Genomic DNA, 15,759 nt, shown 5'->3' on the forward strand with positions numbered 1-15,759 from the left:
TCATGCACCTCGCGAACGGTTGGCGCCCGCATCGGCCCAGCGGGCAATGCGATTGATGAAGTAGGAGGAGATGATTGCGAGAACCAGATAGAGCAGGCAGGCTATGCCGAAGAACAGAAACGGTTCCTTGGTCACACGTGCCGCAATGGAGGTCTGCCGCAGAATATCGGACAAAGTAATGACCGAAACCAGCGACGTATCCTTGAGCAAAACCAGCCACAGATTGGCAAGGCCGGGCAGGGCGATGCGGATCAATTGGGGCAGGATGACCTTGCGCATGGTCTGCCAGTGCGACAGGCCAACCGCATATCCGCCTTCATATTGCCCGCGCGGGATCGCACGGAATGCCGAAAGGAAGACTTCACTCGAATAGGACGAGAAGACGAAACCCAGCGCGACCATACCCGCGCCGAACGCATTGATTTCGACATTGGCCTCAATGCCAAACAGACTCAAAAGCCGCTGAAGGCCGAGCGATGCGCCGAAATAAACGAGAAAGAGGGTTAGAAGCTCGGGCAAGCCACGGAAGATTGTGGTGTATATGTTTGAAGCGAGCCTGATCGATGGTTCGCTGGATTGTTTGCCGATGGCAACCAGAAAACCCAAAGCAAGACCGACGGGAAGTGTTGCGAGAGCCAGCGAGACGGTAACCAGAAGGCCCCAGGCAATACTTGCGCCCCAACCGTCGGGACCGAAACTCAACAAAGTGGCGTAGTGTTCCATGCGCCTATTCTTTTTCCTTAAGGCATTTGCCTATGTTTTTATCGCCTGCGAGAACTGGCCCGGCAAGGCTTTGTGCGGCATGCCCGTACAAATGTTTTGCGCCGATTTGCGGGAAAGCAAACCGGCGCATAGGTGTCAGTTTTGATTAATTTTCGGCGCCGTAGGCATCGAAGTCAAAGTACTTGTCGTTGACTTCCTTGTACTTGCCGTTCGCGCGGATCGCCTTGATGGCCGCGTTGAACTTTTCAACCAGCTCCGGACGGCCCTTCTTGAACGCAACGCCAGCGCCCGGACCATGGATTTCGATAACCGGCGGGAAGGTGCCGACCATCTTGCAGCATGCGCCATCAGGCGTCTTCAGCCATTCGGCCAGCGTCACGCTATCGTCGTTGACAGCGTCGAGACGACCATTGGCGAGATCGAGACGGTATTCCTCAGCGGTCGGATAAGCCTTGATCGTGCTGTCGGTAAAGGTCTTTTCCGAATAGTTGGCGTGCGTCGTGGAAACCTGAACGCCGATGGTCTTGCCAGCGAGGTCTTCCTTGGTCACACCCTTGATGTCGGTGTCCTTCGGAGCGGCAATGCCGGGAGGCGTGTTGTAATATTTGTTGGAGAAGTCGACCTGCTTCTTGCGCTCGTCCGTGATGGACATGGAGGCGATGAAGGCATCGAACTTGCCAGCCTGAAGGGCGGGAATAGCGCCGTCCCATTCCTGGGTAACGAATTCGCACTGCGCCTTCATTTCATCGCAAAGCGCCTTGGCAATATCGACGTCGAAGCCCGAGAGGGTGCCGTCCGGCTTGATGAAGTTGAAGGGAGGATAGGCGCCTTCGGTGCCGATCTTGAGCTTGAGCGGCTCTTCTGCATTTGCAACACCGGCAGTCATGCTGCCGATTGTGATTGCCAGCGCAGCAACAGATGCCGCAGCGGCGATACGCTTCAATACGCGCATTTTTAGTCCTCTCGTTTTGTTCTGGCTGGTTCCCTGATTATTTCTTCTGGTTCAGCCGCTTAAGGGGTAGTCACGACCGTGAAACTTTAAATTGCACGTTTGGTAGTGGTTTCCCCCGGCCACTACCAATAGATGGTTGAACCGATCATGCGCAATATTTTTTCGCGCTTCCATCCCCACCATCAAATCTGACAACGATATTCCCACCATTTTGAGACGATTGGCAAGATGGTCTGCGTAATTAAATTGTGTGTCGCAAGGGTGGATTTCTCGGCGTTTTCAGCAGAGCTTTGCCAGAGTATGGGGAATTGTGTCGTAAAATAGGATAATTATAGGGAGTCTCTCAAAGACGCATTTCACCTTCGATGAAATCGGCTATTTGCTCGATATCGTCAATGCCGAACACCGGCACGTTTTCGCCGGGTTGGGGCTGGTCGCTGGCAATGGCGACAATGGCAGGATCGTCGGTCGAGAGCGGTGGTCCGGCATGGCCAGCGTCGCGACGCAGTTCGATTTTCTTGTGCGTCTCGCGTTTGTAGCCTTCGACAAGAATCAGATCGCAAGGCACCAGCTTGGCCGCAATCTCCCACAGAGAAGGCTCTTCCTCGCCCAAGCCTTCGTGCATGATTGCGTAGCGTTGCGACGAGACGATAGCCACCTCTGCTGCTCCGGCCTTTCGATGACGCCAGGAATCGGTGCCTTCATGGTCGATGTCGAAATTATGATGGGCGTGCTTGATGGTGGCGATGCGGTATCCGCGGGCCGTGAGACATGCCACCAGACGTTCGGTCATCGTCGTCTTGCCGGAGTTTTTCCAGCCTGTGATGCCGAACAATTTCTGGTTCATTCCATTGCCTCAGCCAGTATTCGGGCGGCGACGAGGTCGTCGGGCCGGTTGATGTTGAAGAACGGATCATATGTTTCCGGGCTATCGCCAACGAAGGCAAGCGGAAAATCGACGGTCTCAAACCCGATCTGCTCGGCAAATGCGAAGACGCTGGCCCTGCTGGTACTGGCGAGCCAGGTCGCGAGTTTGTCGGCCAGCCCAGTTTCCCACAGGCCAAAAATCGGATGGACCCGGTTACGGGAACTGGCGAGAACGACGCGCGCTCCGGTTTCGCTCCGACGTGAAAGAAGGCGGCCAGTGAGGTCATGGGGCAGGAATGGCGTATCCGCAGCTGTCGTCAGCAGTAGCGAGGCTCCCTGCGCCTGCGTCAACGCAGTCAGAATACCGACCAGCGGACCGCCGTGCTTCGTGGGCAGGTCCTTGATCACCGACACGCCGAGATCAGTCAGGCGGGGATCATCGCTATTCGCATTGATGACCAGAGTGTCGACCTGCGGTTTGACCCTTCTGACGACATGGGAAATGATGGTGCCAGTATTGCCGAGAGGCTGAAGGAATTTGTCACCTGCAACGCCGCCTTCCTGCATGCGGCTTGAAAGTCCTCCGGCGATGATGGCCCCTGCAATCATGATGGTTCCACGCCGGTCGGGATCGTCGCAAGCGTGCTCTTGTTGCGCTCCCGCTTCTTCAGCACATTCTCGCGATAAACCATATAGACGCCGCTCCCGACCACCAGAATCGATCCCGCTATCGTATACATGTCAGGCGCTTCGCCAAAAACCAGCGTGCTGAGGCCGATTGCCCATAGCAGGCTGGAATAGCGGAACGGTGACACGAACGACACCTCACCCTCGCGCATGGCAAGAATGATGAAGTGATATCCGACGAGAAGGAGAACTGCCGCGACGGCTGCAGCACCAATTACGGTTATTCCAACAGGCTGCCACCCGCCTAAAGGAGCGGTCAGCGCACCGCCGGTCAGCGTTATGGCAATCGACGTCACGGTGGAGAGAAAGAGCGTAGGCACGTGCTTGGGCACGCGGCGGGTGGCAATGTCCCGCGTGGCGGCAAAACCTACGCTGGCAAGAAGGACTGCAATGGCAACAAGACTTGCAGCGCCATCTGTTCCCGGTCGGATGATGATGAGAACCCCGACAAGGCCGACAAGAATACAGGACCAGCGACGCCAGCCCACTTTTTCCTTGAGGAACAGTGCTGCTCCCAGCGTCACGACGAGCGGCGTTGCCTGAAAGACAGCCGAACAGAATGCCTGTGAGAGATGACCGAGGGAATAAATATAGGTGATTGTGGCGACAACTTCCCCCGCAACACGCAAGACGGTCATCTTTTCAAGCGAAAGACTGCGCAATGCGCCATGGCGCCAGGCCAGCAAGCCGATCAGAACCGTTGCGAATATGCCTCGGATCAGCATGTACTGTCCGCTGTTCATCTCGGTCAAGAGGTATTTTGTGATCGTATCGCCGACGGTAAAAGTCCCCATGGCGAGAAGCATGAAAATACTTGCGCGAAAATTTGCTGACTGCGGCACGATACAGAATCCAGTTTAGGCACTAAGCCATGCAACTGCATACCGTTTTAAAGTCGATCTCGCGACAATTATTTCAGGCCGTCGGCTTTTTTAAGTATAAACAGCTCAGCCGCCGGTAAGACTCATGTGGCGAGCGACCGCAGGGCGATTGTGATCGCGGTCAATGATAAAATCATGGCCTTTCGGCTTGCGCGAAATAGCTTCGTCAATGGCCTGGTTGAGCAGCAGGTCGCTTTCCGTTTCCCTGAGGGCTTTGTGCAGATCGGCATCGTCATTCTGGCCGAGGCACATATAGAGCATGCCGGTGCAGGTAAGCCGGACACGGTTGCAGCTTTCGCAGAAATTATGCGTCATCGGCGTGATGAAACCGAGCCGGCCACCCGTTTCGGCAATCGTCACATAGCGTGCAGGGCCGCCAGTGCGGTAAGGAATGTCGGATAGCGTGAATTGCTGCGAGAGGTCCTCGCGCATCTGCGAGAGCGGCAGATACTGATCGGTGCGGTCAAACTCGATTTCACCCATGGGCATCGTTTCGATGAGCGTCATATCCATGCCGCGGCCATGCGCCCAGCGGATCAGCTCGGGAATCTCATGGTCGTTGAAATCCTTCAACGCGACTGCATTGATCTTGACGCTGATGCCGGCGCGCTGTGCAGCTTCGATGCCTTCAAGAACGCGAGCAAGGTCGCCCCAGCGGGTAATCTGATGAAATTTTTCTGGATCGAGCGTATCCAGCGAGACGTTGATACGTCGTATCCCGCATTCCGCAAGTTCTTCGGCAAAGCGCGAAAGCTGCGATCCGTTCGTGGTGAGAGTCAATTCATCCAGCGCGCCTGATTTCAGATGGCGCGAAAGCTGCCGGATCAGGTGCATGATATTCTTGCGCACCAATGGTTCGCCACCGGTCAGGCGCAGTTTCCTGACACCCTTTTCGATAAAGGCGGTGCAGAGCCGGTCCAGTTCCTCAAGCGTCAGCAGGTCCTTCTTGGGCAGGAACGTCATATGTTCCGCCATGCAATAGGTGCAGCGGAAATCACAGCGATCCGTCACTGAAACGCGAAGATAGGTAATGGCACGCCCGAAAGGATCAATCATGGGTCCAGTCGGGGAAACAAGTGGCCGGGCTTGGTTAGTGTACATCATTAAGCCGTTGTTTCCACAGGATGCGGAGGAATATCCGCGTCGTCTGACTAGAAATAGGATCTGCGAGCCTCAATGTCCAGTTTCACGCGCGCGAAGCTCTTTCAATAATACCCGCCACTATTGCGATATTTTAACGCGGGGCCTATCAAAAGCTGGCAAAGAACCAAGCTGGAGAATGGTGATGAGTGAGGTCTGGCCGACTGAGTTGCGTGTTTCGCACGATCGCAAACTGCTGACTGTGGCGTTCGACGATGGCCAGAAATTCGAGCTGACCGCCGAGCTGTTGCGTGTTCTGTCGCCTTCGGCAGAAGTGCAGGGGCATTCGCCGGAACAGCGCATAACAGTCGGTGGCAAGCGAAATGTCGAAATCATGAAGATGGAGCCAGTCGGCAATTACGCCGTCCGCATAACGTTCGACGATATGCATGATACCGGCCTGTTTTCGTGGACCTATCTTCACAAGCTCGGCACGGAGAAAGACAGCTTGTGGCAAACCTATCTCGATGAGCTCGCCGAAAAAGGTCTGAAGCGGGATCGTTGATCCCGCCTGCCAGTCATTCTTTCTCCAGCATTTCCGATATGCGACGCATCACATCGCCCATCGCATTGCACTGCGCGTTCGTCGATTGCGCCATGACGCGGTCGATCAGGTCGGTATAGATCGTCAGCGCATGTCCCAGAAGCTTTTCGCCCTTGGCGGTTAGCGTCAGTCGCATCACGCGCTTGTCTGCCGGGTCGCCCTCGCGCACCAGCAAGCCGCGCTTTTCGAGCTTCGGCAGCAACATGGTGATGTTTGAACGCCCGACGAGAATGCGCCGCGCAAGATCGTGCTGGGATTCACCGGGATGACGATAAATATTCATCAGCACATCGAGATCGGCGATCTTGAGATCGAAGGTCGCCAGCCCCTGGGCGAGGGCGCGTTCCACCGCCTTGCCAGCACGCGCAACGGCAATCCAGTTCTTGAAGCGCGGATTGTCCCACGGCAGTTTTTGAGTCTTGTCTTGCATTTTGTTCATTCTTGTACAATTATTTGTTCAGGATTGAACATAATTGAGGCCCTGTCATGACGTCCTTTTCTTTGCAGGTTACGCGATTCGGCCTGGGTGTGCTCGGGCGCATTGATGCCGACAAGGCAGGCCGCGCCGCATTCAGGATTTTCTGTCGAACGCCAAGCCGAAAGCCGAAGACCAAGGCCTATGCCGCGCGGCTTGAGCAGGCGAGCAATGAACTCAACCAGGCAAAGCGGCTCGATCTGATTATAGATCGTGGACTTATAGCCACCTATCTGTTCGAACCGGACAGCTATGTGGGAAGAACGTCGCTCGTCGTCCATGGCTGGGGATCACGCACTGCGGATATGATGACGATCGTTCGCGAGCTTGTTGCGCGTGGCGAACGGGTTGTTGCCATCGATCTGCCAGGGCATGGCGCATCGGCAGGCCGCACCCTCAACATGATACAGGCCATCGCCTCCGTCGATGTTGCGTGGCGCCAGTATGGCCCGTTCGATGCGATGATCGGCCACTCATTCGGTGGGGCGGTCATCGTCAATGCTGCAGCGGGTTCTCTCGGGTGCTACCAGTCACATCGCCCGGCAAAGCTGGTGACCATTGCTTCCCCGCACTCCATGGCAGGCGTCTTTGACGGTTTCGGCAAAGTGCTTGGGCTCGGTCATGATGTGCGCAACGCAATGAAGGAACAAGTCCGTTATATCGCGGCGCGCCCGATCACGGATTTCGACACCGATGTTCATTTGCGGCGCATGACCATTCCAACGCTGGTTGTCCACGCGCATGACGACAAGGAAGTGCCGGCCATCTGCGCGGAAATGGCCGGTAAGGCAGGCTCTCATGTCAATGTGCACTGGGCGGATGGTCTTGGGCATCGCCGCATCATCGCGAGCGCCGAAGTGGCATCGCTCGTGGCGGATTATCTTGATGATACCCCGAGGTTAAGGCTGGTTGCCTGATTATGCGTTGGGGAAAACCAGTTTCTCCCAGGCAGCCATGGCGCCCAATGCTGTTGCTGTAAGGTCTTGGCGCGTTCCGCCATCGCGCGCTAGAATGGACATGCCGTTCTGGACTGTCGCGTAAAAGGTTGCGACTGCTTCGCAATTGACGGATGCAGCAATATCTCCATCACGAATGCCGCGCTCGAGCCGCTTTTTCAGGGTTTCGATATTGGTCTGGCGGCGATTGCGCAGCACGCTGCAAACCTTGTCGCTTGACTGCGTCCGATGCAGCGCATCCAGCGCAATCATGCAGCCCCGCGGCACGGAATCCTCACAATAGGCATCTATCGTGGCAAGCAGAAAGCGCTGGAAAGCTGCGCGAACATCAGCCGTTTCATCCAGTGTCGACCAGATTTCAACACCGATTTGACCAGCGTACAGGGTAAGGGCTTGAAGATAGAGTTCTTCCTTGCTACCGAATGCCGCGTAGAGGCTTGGCGCATTGATGCGCATAGCCGTCGTCAGATCGGCCAGCGACGATCCGTCGAAGCCTTTTTCCCAGAATATAAGCATCGCAGCACGAAGCGCTGTTTCGCGGTCGAAGCTGCGGGGCCGCCCTTTTTCTGCCACGTCTGAACCTTTCTGTATCGATCATTAAATAAATCGCTTGACGGTTCTGTGCAAGCCTGTCAGCAATTGTGTATCAATCGATACAGAAAGGAAATGGCATGTCAGCGGAAGCTTTGAACGGAAAGGTTGCCTTCATCACCGGTGGAAGTCGCGGCATCGGTGCAGCGATTGCACGACGGCTCGCGAAAGATGGCGCGGCAATTGTCGTCACTTATGTGAACGGCAAGGAAAAAGCTGAAGCTGTGGCTTCCGAAATCGTAGCCAATGGTGGCAAGGCTTTGGCGCTCCAGGCCGACAATCGCGACGCGAGCCAGATTGCGGCGGCAATCGAGAAAGCGGTCAAGGATTTCGGTCGTCTGGATATACTGGTCAACAGTGCTGGCATCTGGCATGCGGCCCCGCTGGAAGAGGTCACACTTGCCGACTTCGATGAGGTTATGGCTGTGAACTTCCGGGCTGTCTTTGCCGCCGTTTCAGCGGCCACACCACACCTCGGTGCTGGTGGACGCGTCATAACCATCGGCTCAAACCTCGCCGAAAGCGTGCCGTGGCCGGGCATCAGCCTTTATGCGGCAAGCAAGGCGGCGCTGATCGGTTTGACAAAAGGTCTGGCGCGCGACCTTGGTCCAAAGGGCGTCACGGTCAATGTCGTTCAACCCGGCTCCACCGATACGGATATGAATCCTGCTGCTGGAGAACATGCCGAACAGCAACGTGAGCTTATCGCAACCGGCAGTTTCGGTTCGCCTGATGATATTGCAAGTCTGGTGGCCTGGCTTGCCAGCCCTGAAGGGCGTTTCGTATCCGGAGCAACGCTCACCATCGATGGCGGCACAAATGCCTGAAACAGAAAGGGCGGCTTGCGCCGCCCTTTTATTTGCTTAGAGCGCAAATCTGATTCAATCAGATCTGCGCTCTAAGTGTTTGTTTCGTCGCATTATCCTACGCAAAACCGCTTCGCACTTTTGCTGGAAATGCTTTAACCCAGATTGAGTTCCTTGAAGAAGTCATTGCCCTTGTCATCAATGACGATGAAGGCCGGGAAATCTTCCACTTCGATACGCCAGATCGCTTCCATGCCGAGTTCCGGATATTCGACGACCTCGACCTTCTTGATGCAATCCTGTGCCAGACGGGCGGCCGGACCGCCGATGGAACCCAGATAGAACCCGCCATGCTGACCGCAGGCTTCGCGCACCTGACGCGAACGGTTGCCCTTGGCGAGCATCACCATGGAACCGCCGAAGGACTGGAACTGGTCCACATAGGAATCCATGCGGCCTGCCGTGGTCGGTCCGAATGAGCCGGAGGCATAGCCAGCAGGCGTCTTGGCCGGGCCTGCATAATAGATCGGGTGGTTCTTGAAATAGTCCGGCATGGCTTCGCCGTTTTCAAGCCGCTCGCGAATTTTGGCATGGGCCAGATCGCGCGCCACGATGATTGGACCGGAGAGCGACAGGCGCGTCTTGACCGGATGTTTCGACAATTCCTTGAGAATGTCCTGCATCGGCTGGTTGAGGTCGATCTTGACCACATGCGTCGACAGTTTTTCCTCGTCGATATCCGGCATGTACTTGGCCGGGTTGGTTTCCAGCTTTTCCAGAAAGATGCCGTCCTTGGTGATCTTGCCCTTGGCCTGACGATCCGCAGAGCAGGAAACACCGATGCCGATTGGCAGCGAAGCGCCATGGCGCGGCAGGCGAATAACGCGGACGTCATGGCAAAAATATTTGCCGCCGAATTGGGCGCCGACGCCGAGAGATTGCGTCAGTCTATGGATTTCAGCTTCCATTTCGAGGTCACGGAAAGCATGTCCGGTTTCGGAACCCTCGGTAGGCAGGCTGTCCAGATAACGCGTCGAGGCGAGCTTGACAGTCTTCAGGTTCATTTCAGCCGAAGTGCCGCCGATGACGATTGCCAGATGGTAAGGCGGGCAGGCGGCTGTACCAAGGCTCAGGATCTTGTCCTTGAGGAAGTCGATCATGCGGTCATGCGTCAGAAGAGAAGGCGTTCCCTGATAGAGGAATGTCTTGTTCGCCGAACCGCCGCCCTTGGCGACGAAGAGGAACTTGTAGGCGTCTTCGCCCTCTTCATAGATGTCGATCTGCGCAGGCAGATTGTTCTTGGTGTTCTTTTCCTCGAACATCGAAAGCGGCGCCAGCTGCGAATAACGCAGGTTCTTCTTGTTGTAGGCGTCCAGTACACCGGCTCCCAGTGCGTCAGCGTCACCGCCTTCGGTCCAGACGCGACGGCCCTTCTTGCCCATGATGATGGCCGTTCCGGTATCCTGACACATCGGCAAAACACCGCCAGCGGCGATATTGGCGTTCTTCAGAAGATCGTAGGCGACGAAACGGTCATTGTCCGTTGCTTCCGGGTCTTCGAGGATATGGGCAAGCTGTTGCAGGTGGCCGGGGCGCAGCAGATGGTTGATATCGGCAAAGGCCGCTTCCGAAAGCAGGCGAAGCCCTTCCGGATCGACGGTCAGGACTTCCTGTCCCTTGAACGTATCGACAGAGACATGATCGGAAGTCAGCTTGCGGTAAGGGGTGTCGTCTTCACCAAGAGGGAAAAGATCGGCGGCGCTTGCTTCTGCCATCGCGGTACCTCGCTTGCTTGCCAGCTACGCCAGCCGGAGATCGTCATTGTTTCCGGCTCGCGCGATATGTTGATCGAAGTTCCGAAGAAGAGCTTTGGAACCATAGTCTGTGGGGCTTTTAGCGCGATGCGGGGTGGATGCCACTGCGTCACATTGTTCATTAAGGCATTCCGGGTTTGCCTCCCGAGAAGATGCCTCAAACAATTGTGATAAACGCAAATCAGAAAATTGCTTCAGGAAACAATAGCGTTAAAAGTTTCTATACGAGATTGGTAAATTCTACGGGTGAGATTCGGACGGATTCGCTTTTGAGCGAACGCATCAACTTTGGCGGTTTGAAATGCAGTTTTCCAGACACTCGCAGATGGATCAGAAGAGCAGCGCCGCGCGCGGACAAAATATCCGCCGCGCAGCCGCGATAGCTCTGGCAGCTTCGGTGTTTCTCCCCACGGCGCAGGCTCAGGCCGCAAATTCGCTGATGGAACTTTTCCAGCAGCGTCGCCAGCAGCAGGTGCAACCAGCCCAGCCTGTCCAGCCGCAAGTCGCTCCCCGCGCTCCTGCCGCGCCGAATGCTGTCTCTGCTCCCCGTGCTGCCGTGGGCAGCATCCCGCCAGTCCAGCGCGTGACCGTGAAGGGACCGCAGATTTACGACTATAAGCCGGATGCTCTGGTCAATATCGATTTCAGCGCGCTCGATATGCAGGTAACTGCGGCCACCGAACCCTCCACCGTCGACCCGCTGACATCGGGCATGTCGCCGATCCGTCCACAGCTTCGGGAAGAAACACCCGGCGAGCGGGCATTCGATGCGGCGACGAATTATCTGAAATCCGTCAACGTCAAAGCCGAGAAAGAGATCGCTCAGGCAATCGTCGATTATTACTCAAGTCAGCGTTCCTTCATGTGGTCGGCCGATGACAAGGTGCTCGACCGTGCCAAGAATGTCGCGGCCTTCTTTGCCCGCGCCGATGAGGACGGGCTCAATCCCGATGAATATGCAGTCACGATTCCGGCTGACAGCTTCGACACTACCGCGGAAGCCGAACGCCAGCAGAAGCTTGCCGAGTTTGAAATTCGCATGTCTGCCCGTGCGCTGCGCTATGCCATCGATGCAGGTGAAGGACGTGTCATAGCCGACCGCCTCAGCGGCTTCCACGATCTGCCGCGCAACCGCGTCGATCCGAAAGCTGTTCTCGAAAAACTGGCATCGGAAAACGATCCGGCTGCCTATCTGCATGGTTTCCAGCCGAGCAATGAACAATATGCGGCATTGAAGCGCGAATTGGCGAATACCGAGCCGCCGTCTGCCGAACCGGTCCGCATCTCGCTGAATGGCATCATCAAGCCGGGCGATACCAATGACCAGCTTAGCAAAGTGGTTGCGCTGATTTCGAGACACGCGCCCGCCAGCTATCTGGCAGAGCACAAGCAAGTGCTGGATGCCCATGCGAGCGGCGACGTCTACGATCCGGAACTGGTTGCAGCCATCAAGGACTACCAGAAGCTTTCCGGTGGCACACCCGACGGTATCATTGGCCGCAATACAGTTTCAGCCCTTCAGGGCGAACAGTCATCCATCAAGCGCGACCGCATCCTTTATTCCATGGAGCGTCTGCGTTGGCTGCCGCATGATTTTGGCACGCGCTACGTGATGGTCAATCAGCCAGCCTACCGTGCCGAATATTTCGAGGACGGAAAAGAAAAACTGGCCATGAATGTGGTCATCGGCTCGCCGACCCATCAAACCTACTTCTTCTACAACAAGGTTCAGACAGTCGTTTTCAATCCGTCCTGGGGCGTGCCGCGTTCGATCATCCTGAATGAGATGCTGCCCAAGGTCATGCGCGATACGAGCTATCTCGACCGCAATGGCTATGAAGTCTACGCGGACGGCAAGAAGGTTTCAGCAAGCGCTGTGAACTGGAGCGCGGTTGCCGCAGGCAAGGCCCATGTCGGCATCCGCCAGAAGCCGAGCCTCGACAACGCACTGGGTGAACTCAAGATCCTGTTCCCGAACACGCATGATATCTACATGCACGACACACCGGCCAAATCCTATTTCAGCCGCGACATGCGTGCCCTGAGCCATGGCTGTATCCGTCTGGAGCGCCCACGCGATATGGCGGCGGCAGTTATGGGAACATCGGTGGCGGATCTCGAAAAATATTTCGGAAAGAATGAGCGCGGCATCAAGGTCAAGGAACCCGTGCCGGTCTTTATTTCCTATTTCACCGCATGGCCGGCAGCGGACGGGAAGGTCCATTACTACGGCGACGTCTACGACCGTGATTCCGGATTGCAGAAAGCATTCGACAAGACCGAGAGCTCGCGTATCGCAGCGCTCTGAAATCCCTTCCGCATCAAAACAGAACGGCAATCATCGATGGGTGGTTGCCGTTTTTCTTTTGGGGTAAGAGCTATCTTGGGAAAGATAGAAATCTCTTTGGAAACAGGCTTGCGAGACGCTTGACTTATGCAGCCGCTGGCCAGTATATCCGCACCACCTTGATCGAGCTTGGCTCATCGGGCGTGTAGCTCAGCGGGAGAGCACTCCCTTCACACGGGAGGGGTCACAGGTTCAATCCCTGTCACGCCCACCATTCAACGATATCCCGTATTTCTCTAATCACTGAACCTGGCAATGATTGAAACGTGTTGCTTCGTCAGTTGCCGTCACACGCGCACAATGGTCCGCAGACGTAATGACGGCCCAGCGATGCCTGACTTTCAAAACGCTATTGGAACAAAAAAGAGGATGCTGAATCAGCACTTCTGGGGTAAAGCTCCTCACGATTGATAGCGGTATGGAAATATTCAGAAAATGGAATGGATTCCTGTATTCTTCGTAGCATTCAAGGTTGTCGTGTTGGGCGCGGCCATGTTCTTCGCCATCAAGTGGCATTACGACGAAGATAAAAAGAAAAAGAAGAACGAAGTAAGCGGGTCGTAGACGTCCGCCTTGTCGCGCGCAGCCATTGCCTTATTGTCTTAACAAAAACCCCGCCGAAGCGGGGTAACGACTGCGATGCGCCTGCGCCAAAAGCTGTTGTGAAGGCGATATCAATTCCAGAACAGATAACGATCCTGCCAGACAACCCGGCACTGAGTTTCTATTTCGGCAGTGGATCGGTGCGGGAACTCGTCGTGTAGACGTTCGGCAATCGGATTCAGCGAGAGGGTCTTGGGCATAATCAATTCAGCCCGGTCGGCCTGGGCGCTAATAGCATTCAGCAACAGAGCGTCTTCTGATCTCATCATAGCGTATCCTTATGGTGATGGGCATAAGCCAATATTGAAAAATGCAAAGCTACAAATGTTCGCAAAGGGAGTGGCTGAAGGTCTGACAGCAGACGGAACATATCAGCGAACTGGATTTGAGCCTAATCTTGGCAATGCAATACGCCTGAAGGCAAATGAAAATATTTTGAAGCGAATTGATAAAAGATGTTTCAGAGTAGCGAAACAGGTCGCGCCGTTATGGGATTTGACCGTTGAAGTTGGCCGGTCGCTGCGCACTCTCTTCGCGGCAAATTCAGGGACGTTCATATCTCCAAAGCATGATGCACGCGGCGATTACCACCGCAGACGTCAGCACGCCTATGACAATAGAGAATAGAACCATTGTATTACCCCTGCTGCCTTCGTTTTCTTTATTGTGCGGGAGAATGACGGAGGAAAACCACTTCGTCAGGTCCACAATGACGAATCAACATTCCATGCATTTGAATTGACGAGTCACGCTTTGCGGCGTTCGACGCCCGAGTGGAAAATATCGGCAATCACCGGCGTTGCGACGTATATTTATTGTTGCTGTTATAAAACCTTCACCGTTGCTGGATAGGCGAAGGCGTCCGCTTTTTGCGCGGACTGGACGGGCATAAGGGGCAGAATAAGAAAATATCCGATATTGTGGATTCGTTGCATGTTGCGACGATGACGGGATTTGCTTTGCCAAATTTCCGATTATTGAAGTATATATAAAATATATGTGAAGTAACTTTTATATCACATATAAATAATTCACAAAACATACATCGAATAAACATTGCTCAAATTATCGTGAATAAATATAGCGATGACGTCTAACTCATCTACTGGAGACGCATTAATGAATATCAGAAAAGTTCTTCTCGGTTCGGCAGCATCGCTCGTAGCGATTTCTGGCGCGCAAGCAGCCGATGCTATCGTGGCGCCCGAGCCGGAAGCCGTTGAATATGTCCGCGTATGCGACGCATATGGTGCTGGCTATTTCTACATTCCGGGAACGGAAACCTGCCTGCGCATTCATGGCTATGTTCGCTATGACGCTAGCGGCGGCGACAACAACTATGCTCGCACCCCGGCCCAGCTGGAGCGCGACACCTGGAACAAGCTGGCCCGCGTCAGCCTGCGTTTCTCGACCGCCTCCGAAACGGATCTCGGCACGCTGAAGACCTATAGCGAACTGCGTTACGACTGGACGGGTGACGGCAACGGCAAGGCCGACAATTATAATGGCGGCTCTACCAGCACCTCCCTGCGTTATGCTTACATCCAGCTCGGCGGTCTGCGCGTTGGTCTTGATGAATCGGCCTTCGTCACCTTCACCGGCTATCTCGGCAACGTCATCAGCGATGACGTGATCCTCGCTGGCGGTTACCGCACCAACCTCATCAGCTATACCTTCAAGGGCGGAAACGGCTTCTCGGCCATTGTTTCGTTCGAAGAAGGCGGCAACTCCGACTCCAACGTAGATGTCACCATCAAGGACTACATGCCGCATGTCGTCGGTGGTCTGAAGTATGAGCAGAGCTGGGGCAAGATCGCCGGTGTCGTCGCCTACGACGCCCGTAACGAGGAATGGGCCGGAAAGGTCCGCGGCGATGTCAATATCACCGATCAGTTCTCGGTCTGGCTGCAGGGCGCTTACAAGTCCAATGACGACCATTACGGCACGTCGGGCGGTTATCGCGTTCGTATCGTCGACTCGTTCTACGGTACCTGGGGCGGTGACTGGGCAGTCTGGGGCGGTGGAGCCTATAAGGCAACCAGCAAGGCAACCTTCAACGTACAGGCCGCTTATGACGACAGCGAAACCTTCGCTGCAACGGCAAACATTGCCTACCAGATGGTTCCTGGCTTCACCATCACGCCTGAAGTTTCCTACACCAAGTGGCAGGACAAGAACACGAGCATGGACGGCAAAGACGCCTGGCAGGGCAAGATCCGCTTCCAGCGCTCGTTCTAATACTCTGGCTAACTGTGCCTGCTCGGGCACACGTATTGTCGTAGAACTATGATGACCTCCAGTCCATGTTTCTAGCGACAGAGGCGGCGACCCATCCGGTCGCCGCCTTTATGTGTTTTATAGTGAAACACCCGC

General features: G+C 55.2%; 17 protein-coding genes and 1 tRNA gene. 8 read left to right on the plus strand and 10 right to left on the minus strand.

The annotated features are described in order from the left end of the window. The 6 genes from F9K94_RS02045 to moaA form a co-directional block, all read right to left on the minus strand. On the minus strand, positions 1 to 723 hold the full coding sequence (locus F9K94_RS02045; protein ID WP_151643357.1) for an ABC transporter permease: 723 nt from the start codon (positions 721 to 723) through the stop codon (positions 1 to 3). A gap of 145 nt (positions 724 to 868) precedes the next feature. Beyond that, the gene (locus F9K94_RS02050) at positions 869 to 1,675 is read right to left on the minus strand and encodes an ABC transporter substrate-binding protein (RefSeq protein WP_061346369.1); all 807 of its coding nucleotides are present in this window, start codon (positions 1,673 to 1,675) and stop codon (positions 869 to 871) included. Positions 1,676 to 2,018: 343 nt separating this feature from the next. After that, on the minus strand, positions 2,019 to 2,522 hold the full coding sequence (gene mobB / locus F9K94_RS02055; protein WP_151643359.1) for a molybdopterin-guanine dinucleotide biosynthesis protein B: 504 nt from the start codon (positions 2,520 to 2,522) through the stop codon (positions 2,019 to 2,021). Continuing rightward, positions 2,519 to 3,151: a molybdenum cofactor guanylyltransferase gene (mobA, locus tag F9K94_RS02060; RefSeq protein ID WP_151643361.1), complete on the minus strand. Its 633-nt coding sequence runs from the start codon at positions 3,149 to 3,151 to the stop codon at positions 2,519 to 2,521. Before mobA ends, mobB begins: the two co-directional genes overlap by 4 nt. Continuing rightward, positions 3,148 to 4,035 carry a DMT family transporter gene (locus tag F9K94_RS02065; RefSeq protein WP_151644098.1) on the minus strand — a complete coding sequence of 296 codons (888 nt, stop codon included), beginning with the start codon at positions 4,033 to 4,035 and terminating at the stop codon, positions 3,148 to 3,150. Before F9K94_RS02065 ends, mobA begins: the two co-directional genes overlap by 4 nt. 141 nt (positions 4,036 to 4,176) lie before the next feature. After that, entirely contained in the window at positions 4,177 to 5,166 is a 990-nt protein-coding gene (gene moaA, locus F9K94_RS02070) for a GTP 3',8-cyclase MoaA (protein WP_235920558.1), read from the minus strand. A gap of 229 nt (positions 5,167 to 5,395) precedes the next feature. On the opposite strand from moaA, the gene F9K94_RS02075 reads away from it, so the two are divergent. Beyond that, entirely contained in the window at positions 5,396 to 5,755 is a 360-nt protein-coding gene (locus F9K94_RS02075) for a gamma-butyrobetaine hydroxylase-like domain-containing protein (RefSeq protein ID WP_061346364.1), read from the plus strand. 13 nt (positions 5,756 to 5,768) lie between these two features. Here F9K94_RS02075 and F9K94_RS02080 read toward each other — a convergent pair whose 3' ends face one another. Next, a complete protein-coding gene (locus F9K94_RS02080) occupies positions 5,769 to 6,233 on the minus strand; it encodes a MarR family winged helix-turn-helix transcriptional regulator (protein ID WP_125334263.1) in 465 nt (154 codons plus the stop codon). Between the two features lie 47 nt (positions 6,234 to 6,280). Between F9K94_RS02080 and F9K94_RS02085 the strand changes: the two genes are divergently transcribed. After that, entirely contained in the window at positions 6,281 to 7,186 is a 906-nt protein-coding gene (locus tag F9K94_RS02085) for an alpha/beta fold hydrolase (protein WP_151643363.1), read from the plus strand. Here F9K94_RS02085 and F9K94_RS02090 read toward each other — a convergent pair whose 3' ends face one another. Beyond that, positions 7,187 to 7,798 (minus strand): TetR/AcrR family transcriptional regulator, encoded by a 612-nt coding sequence (locus tag F9K94_RS02090; RefSeq protein WP_151643365.1) that lies wholly within the window; start codon positions 7,796 to 7,798, stop codon positions 7,187 to 7,189. Positions 7,799 to 7,896: 98 nt separating this feature from the next. On the opposite strand from F9K94_RS02090, the gene F9K94_RS02095 reads away from it, so the two are divergent. Next, positions 7,897 to 8,643, plus strand: coding sequence for an SDR family NAD(P)-dependent oxidoreductase (locus tag F9K94_RS02095; protein WP_151643367.1), 747 nt, complete (start codon positions 7,897 to 7,899; stop codon positions 8,641 to 8,643). A 134-nt stretch (positions 8,644 to 8,777) separates the two neighbouring features. Here the strand turns inward: F9K94_RS02095 and F9K94_RS02100 are convergent, their stop codons facing one another. Continuing rightward, positions 8,778 to 10,397, minus strand: coding sequence for a fumarate hydratase (locus tag F9K94_RS02100; protein WP_151643369.1), 1,620 nt, complete (start codon positions 10,395 to 10,397; stop codon positions 8,778 to 8,780). A 364-nt stretch (positions 10,398 to 10,761) separates the two neighbouring features. Here F9K94_RS02100 and F9K94_RS02105 point away from each other — a divergent pair, with 364 nt between their 5' ends. The 3 genes from F9K94_RS02105 (at position 10,762) to F9K94_RS24805 (ending at position 13,347) form a co-directional block, all read left to right on the plus strand. Next, the gene (locus tag F9K94_RS02105; protein ID WP_407922028.1) at positions 10,762 to 12,744 is read left to right on the plus strand and encodes a L,D-transpeptidase family protein; all 1,983 of its coding nucleotides are present in this window, start codon (positions 10,762 to 10,764) and stop codon (positions 12,742 to 12,744) included. A 178-nt stretch (positions 12,745 to 12,922) separates the two neighbouring features. Then, positions 12,923 to 12,997 (plus strand) — tRNA-Val (locus F9K94_RS02110). A 221-nt stretch (positions 12,998 to 13,218) separates the two neighbouring features. Beyond that, positions 13,219 to 13,347 (plus strand): hypothetical protein, encoded by a 129-nt coding sequence (locus F9K94_RS24805; protein ID WP_255362344.1) that lies wholly within the window; start codon positions 13,219 to 13,221, stop codon positions 13,345 to 13,347. Between the two features lie 110 nt (positions 13,348 to 13,457). Here F9K94_RS24805 and F9K94_RS02115 read toward each other — a convergent pair whose 3' ends face one another. Beyond that, positions 13,458 to 13,655 carry a hypothetical protein gene (locus tag F9K94_RS02115; RefSeq protein ID WP_061346357.1) on the minus strand — a complete coding sequence of 66 codons (198 nt, stop codon included), beginning with the start codon at positions 13,653 to 13,655 and terminating at the stop codon, positions 13,458 to 13,460. Between the two features lie 34 nt (positions 13,656 to 13,689). Between F9K94_RS02115 and F9K94_RS02120 the strand changes: the two genes are divergently transcribed. Beyond that, positions 13,690 to 14,013: a hypothetical protein gene (locus F9K94_RS02120; RefSeq protein WP_151643373.1), complete on the plus strand. Its 324-nt coding sequence runs from the start codon at positions 13,690 to 13,692 to the stop codon at positions 14,011 to 14,013. A gap of 492 nt (positions 14,014 to 14,505) precedes the next feature. Further along, entirely contained in the window at positions 14,506 to 15,624 is a 1,119-nt protein-coding gene (locus F9K94_RS02125; RefSeq protein WP_151643374.1) for a porin, read from the plus strand. Positions 15,625 to 15,759: the final 135 nt, after the last annotated feature.

The sequence above is a fragment of the Brucella tritici genome, from assembly GCF_008932285.1.
Classification (GTDB): domain Bacteria; phylum Pseudomonadota; class Alphaproteobacteria; order Rhizobiales; family Rhizobiaceae; genus Brucella; species Brucella tritici.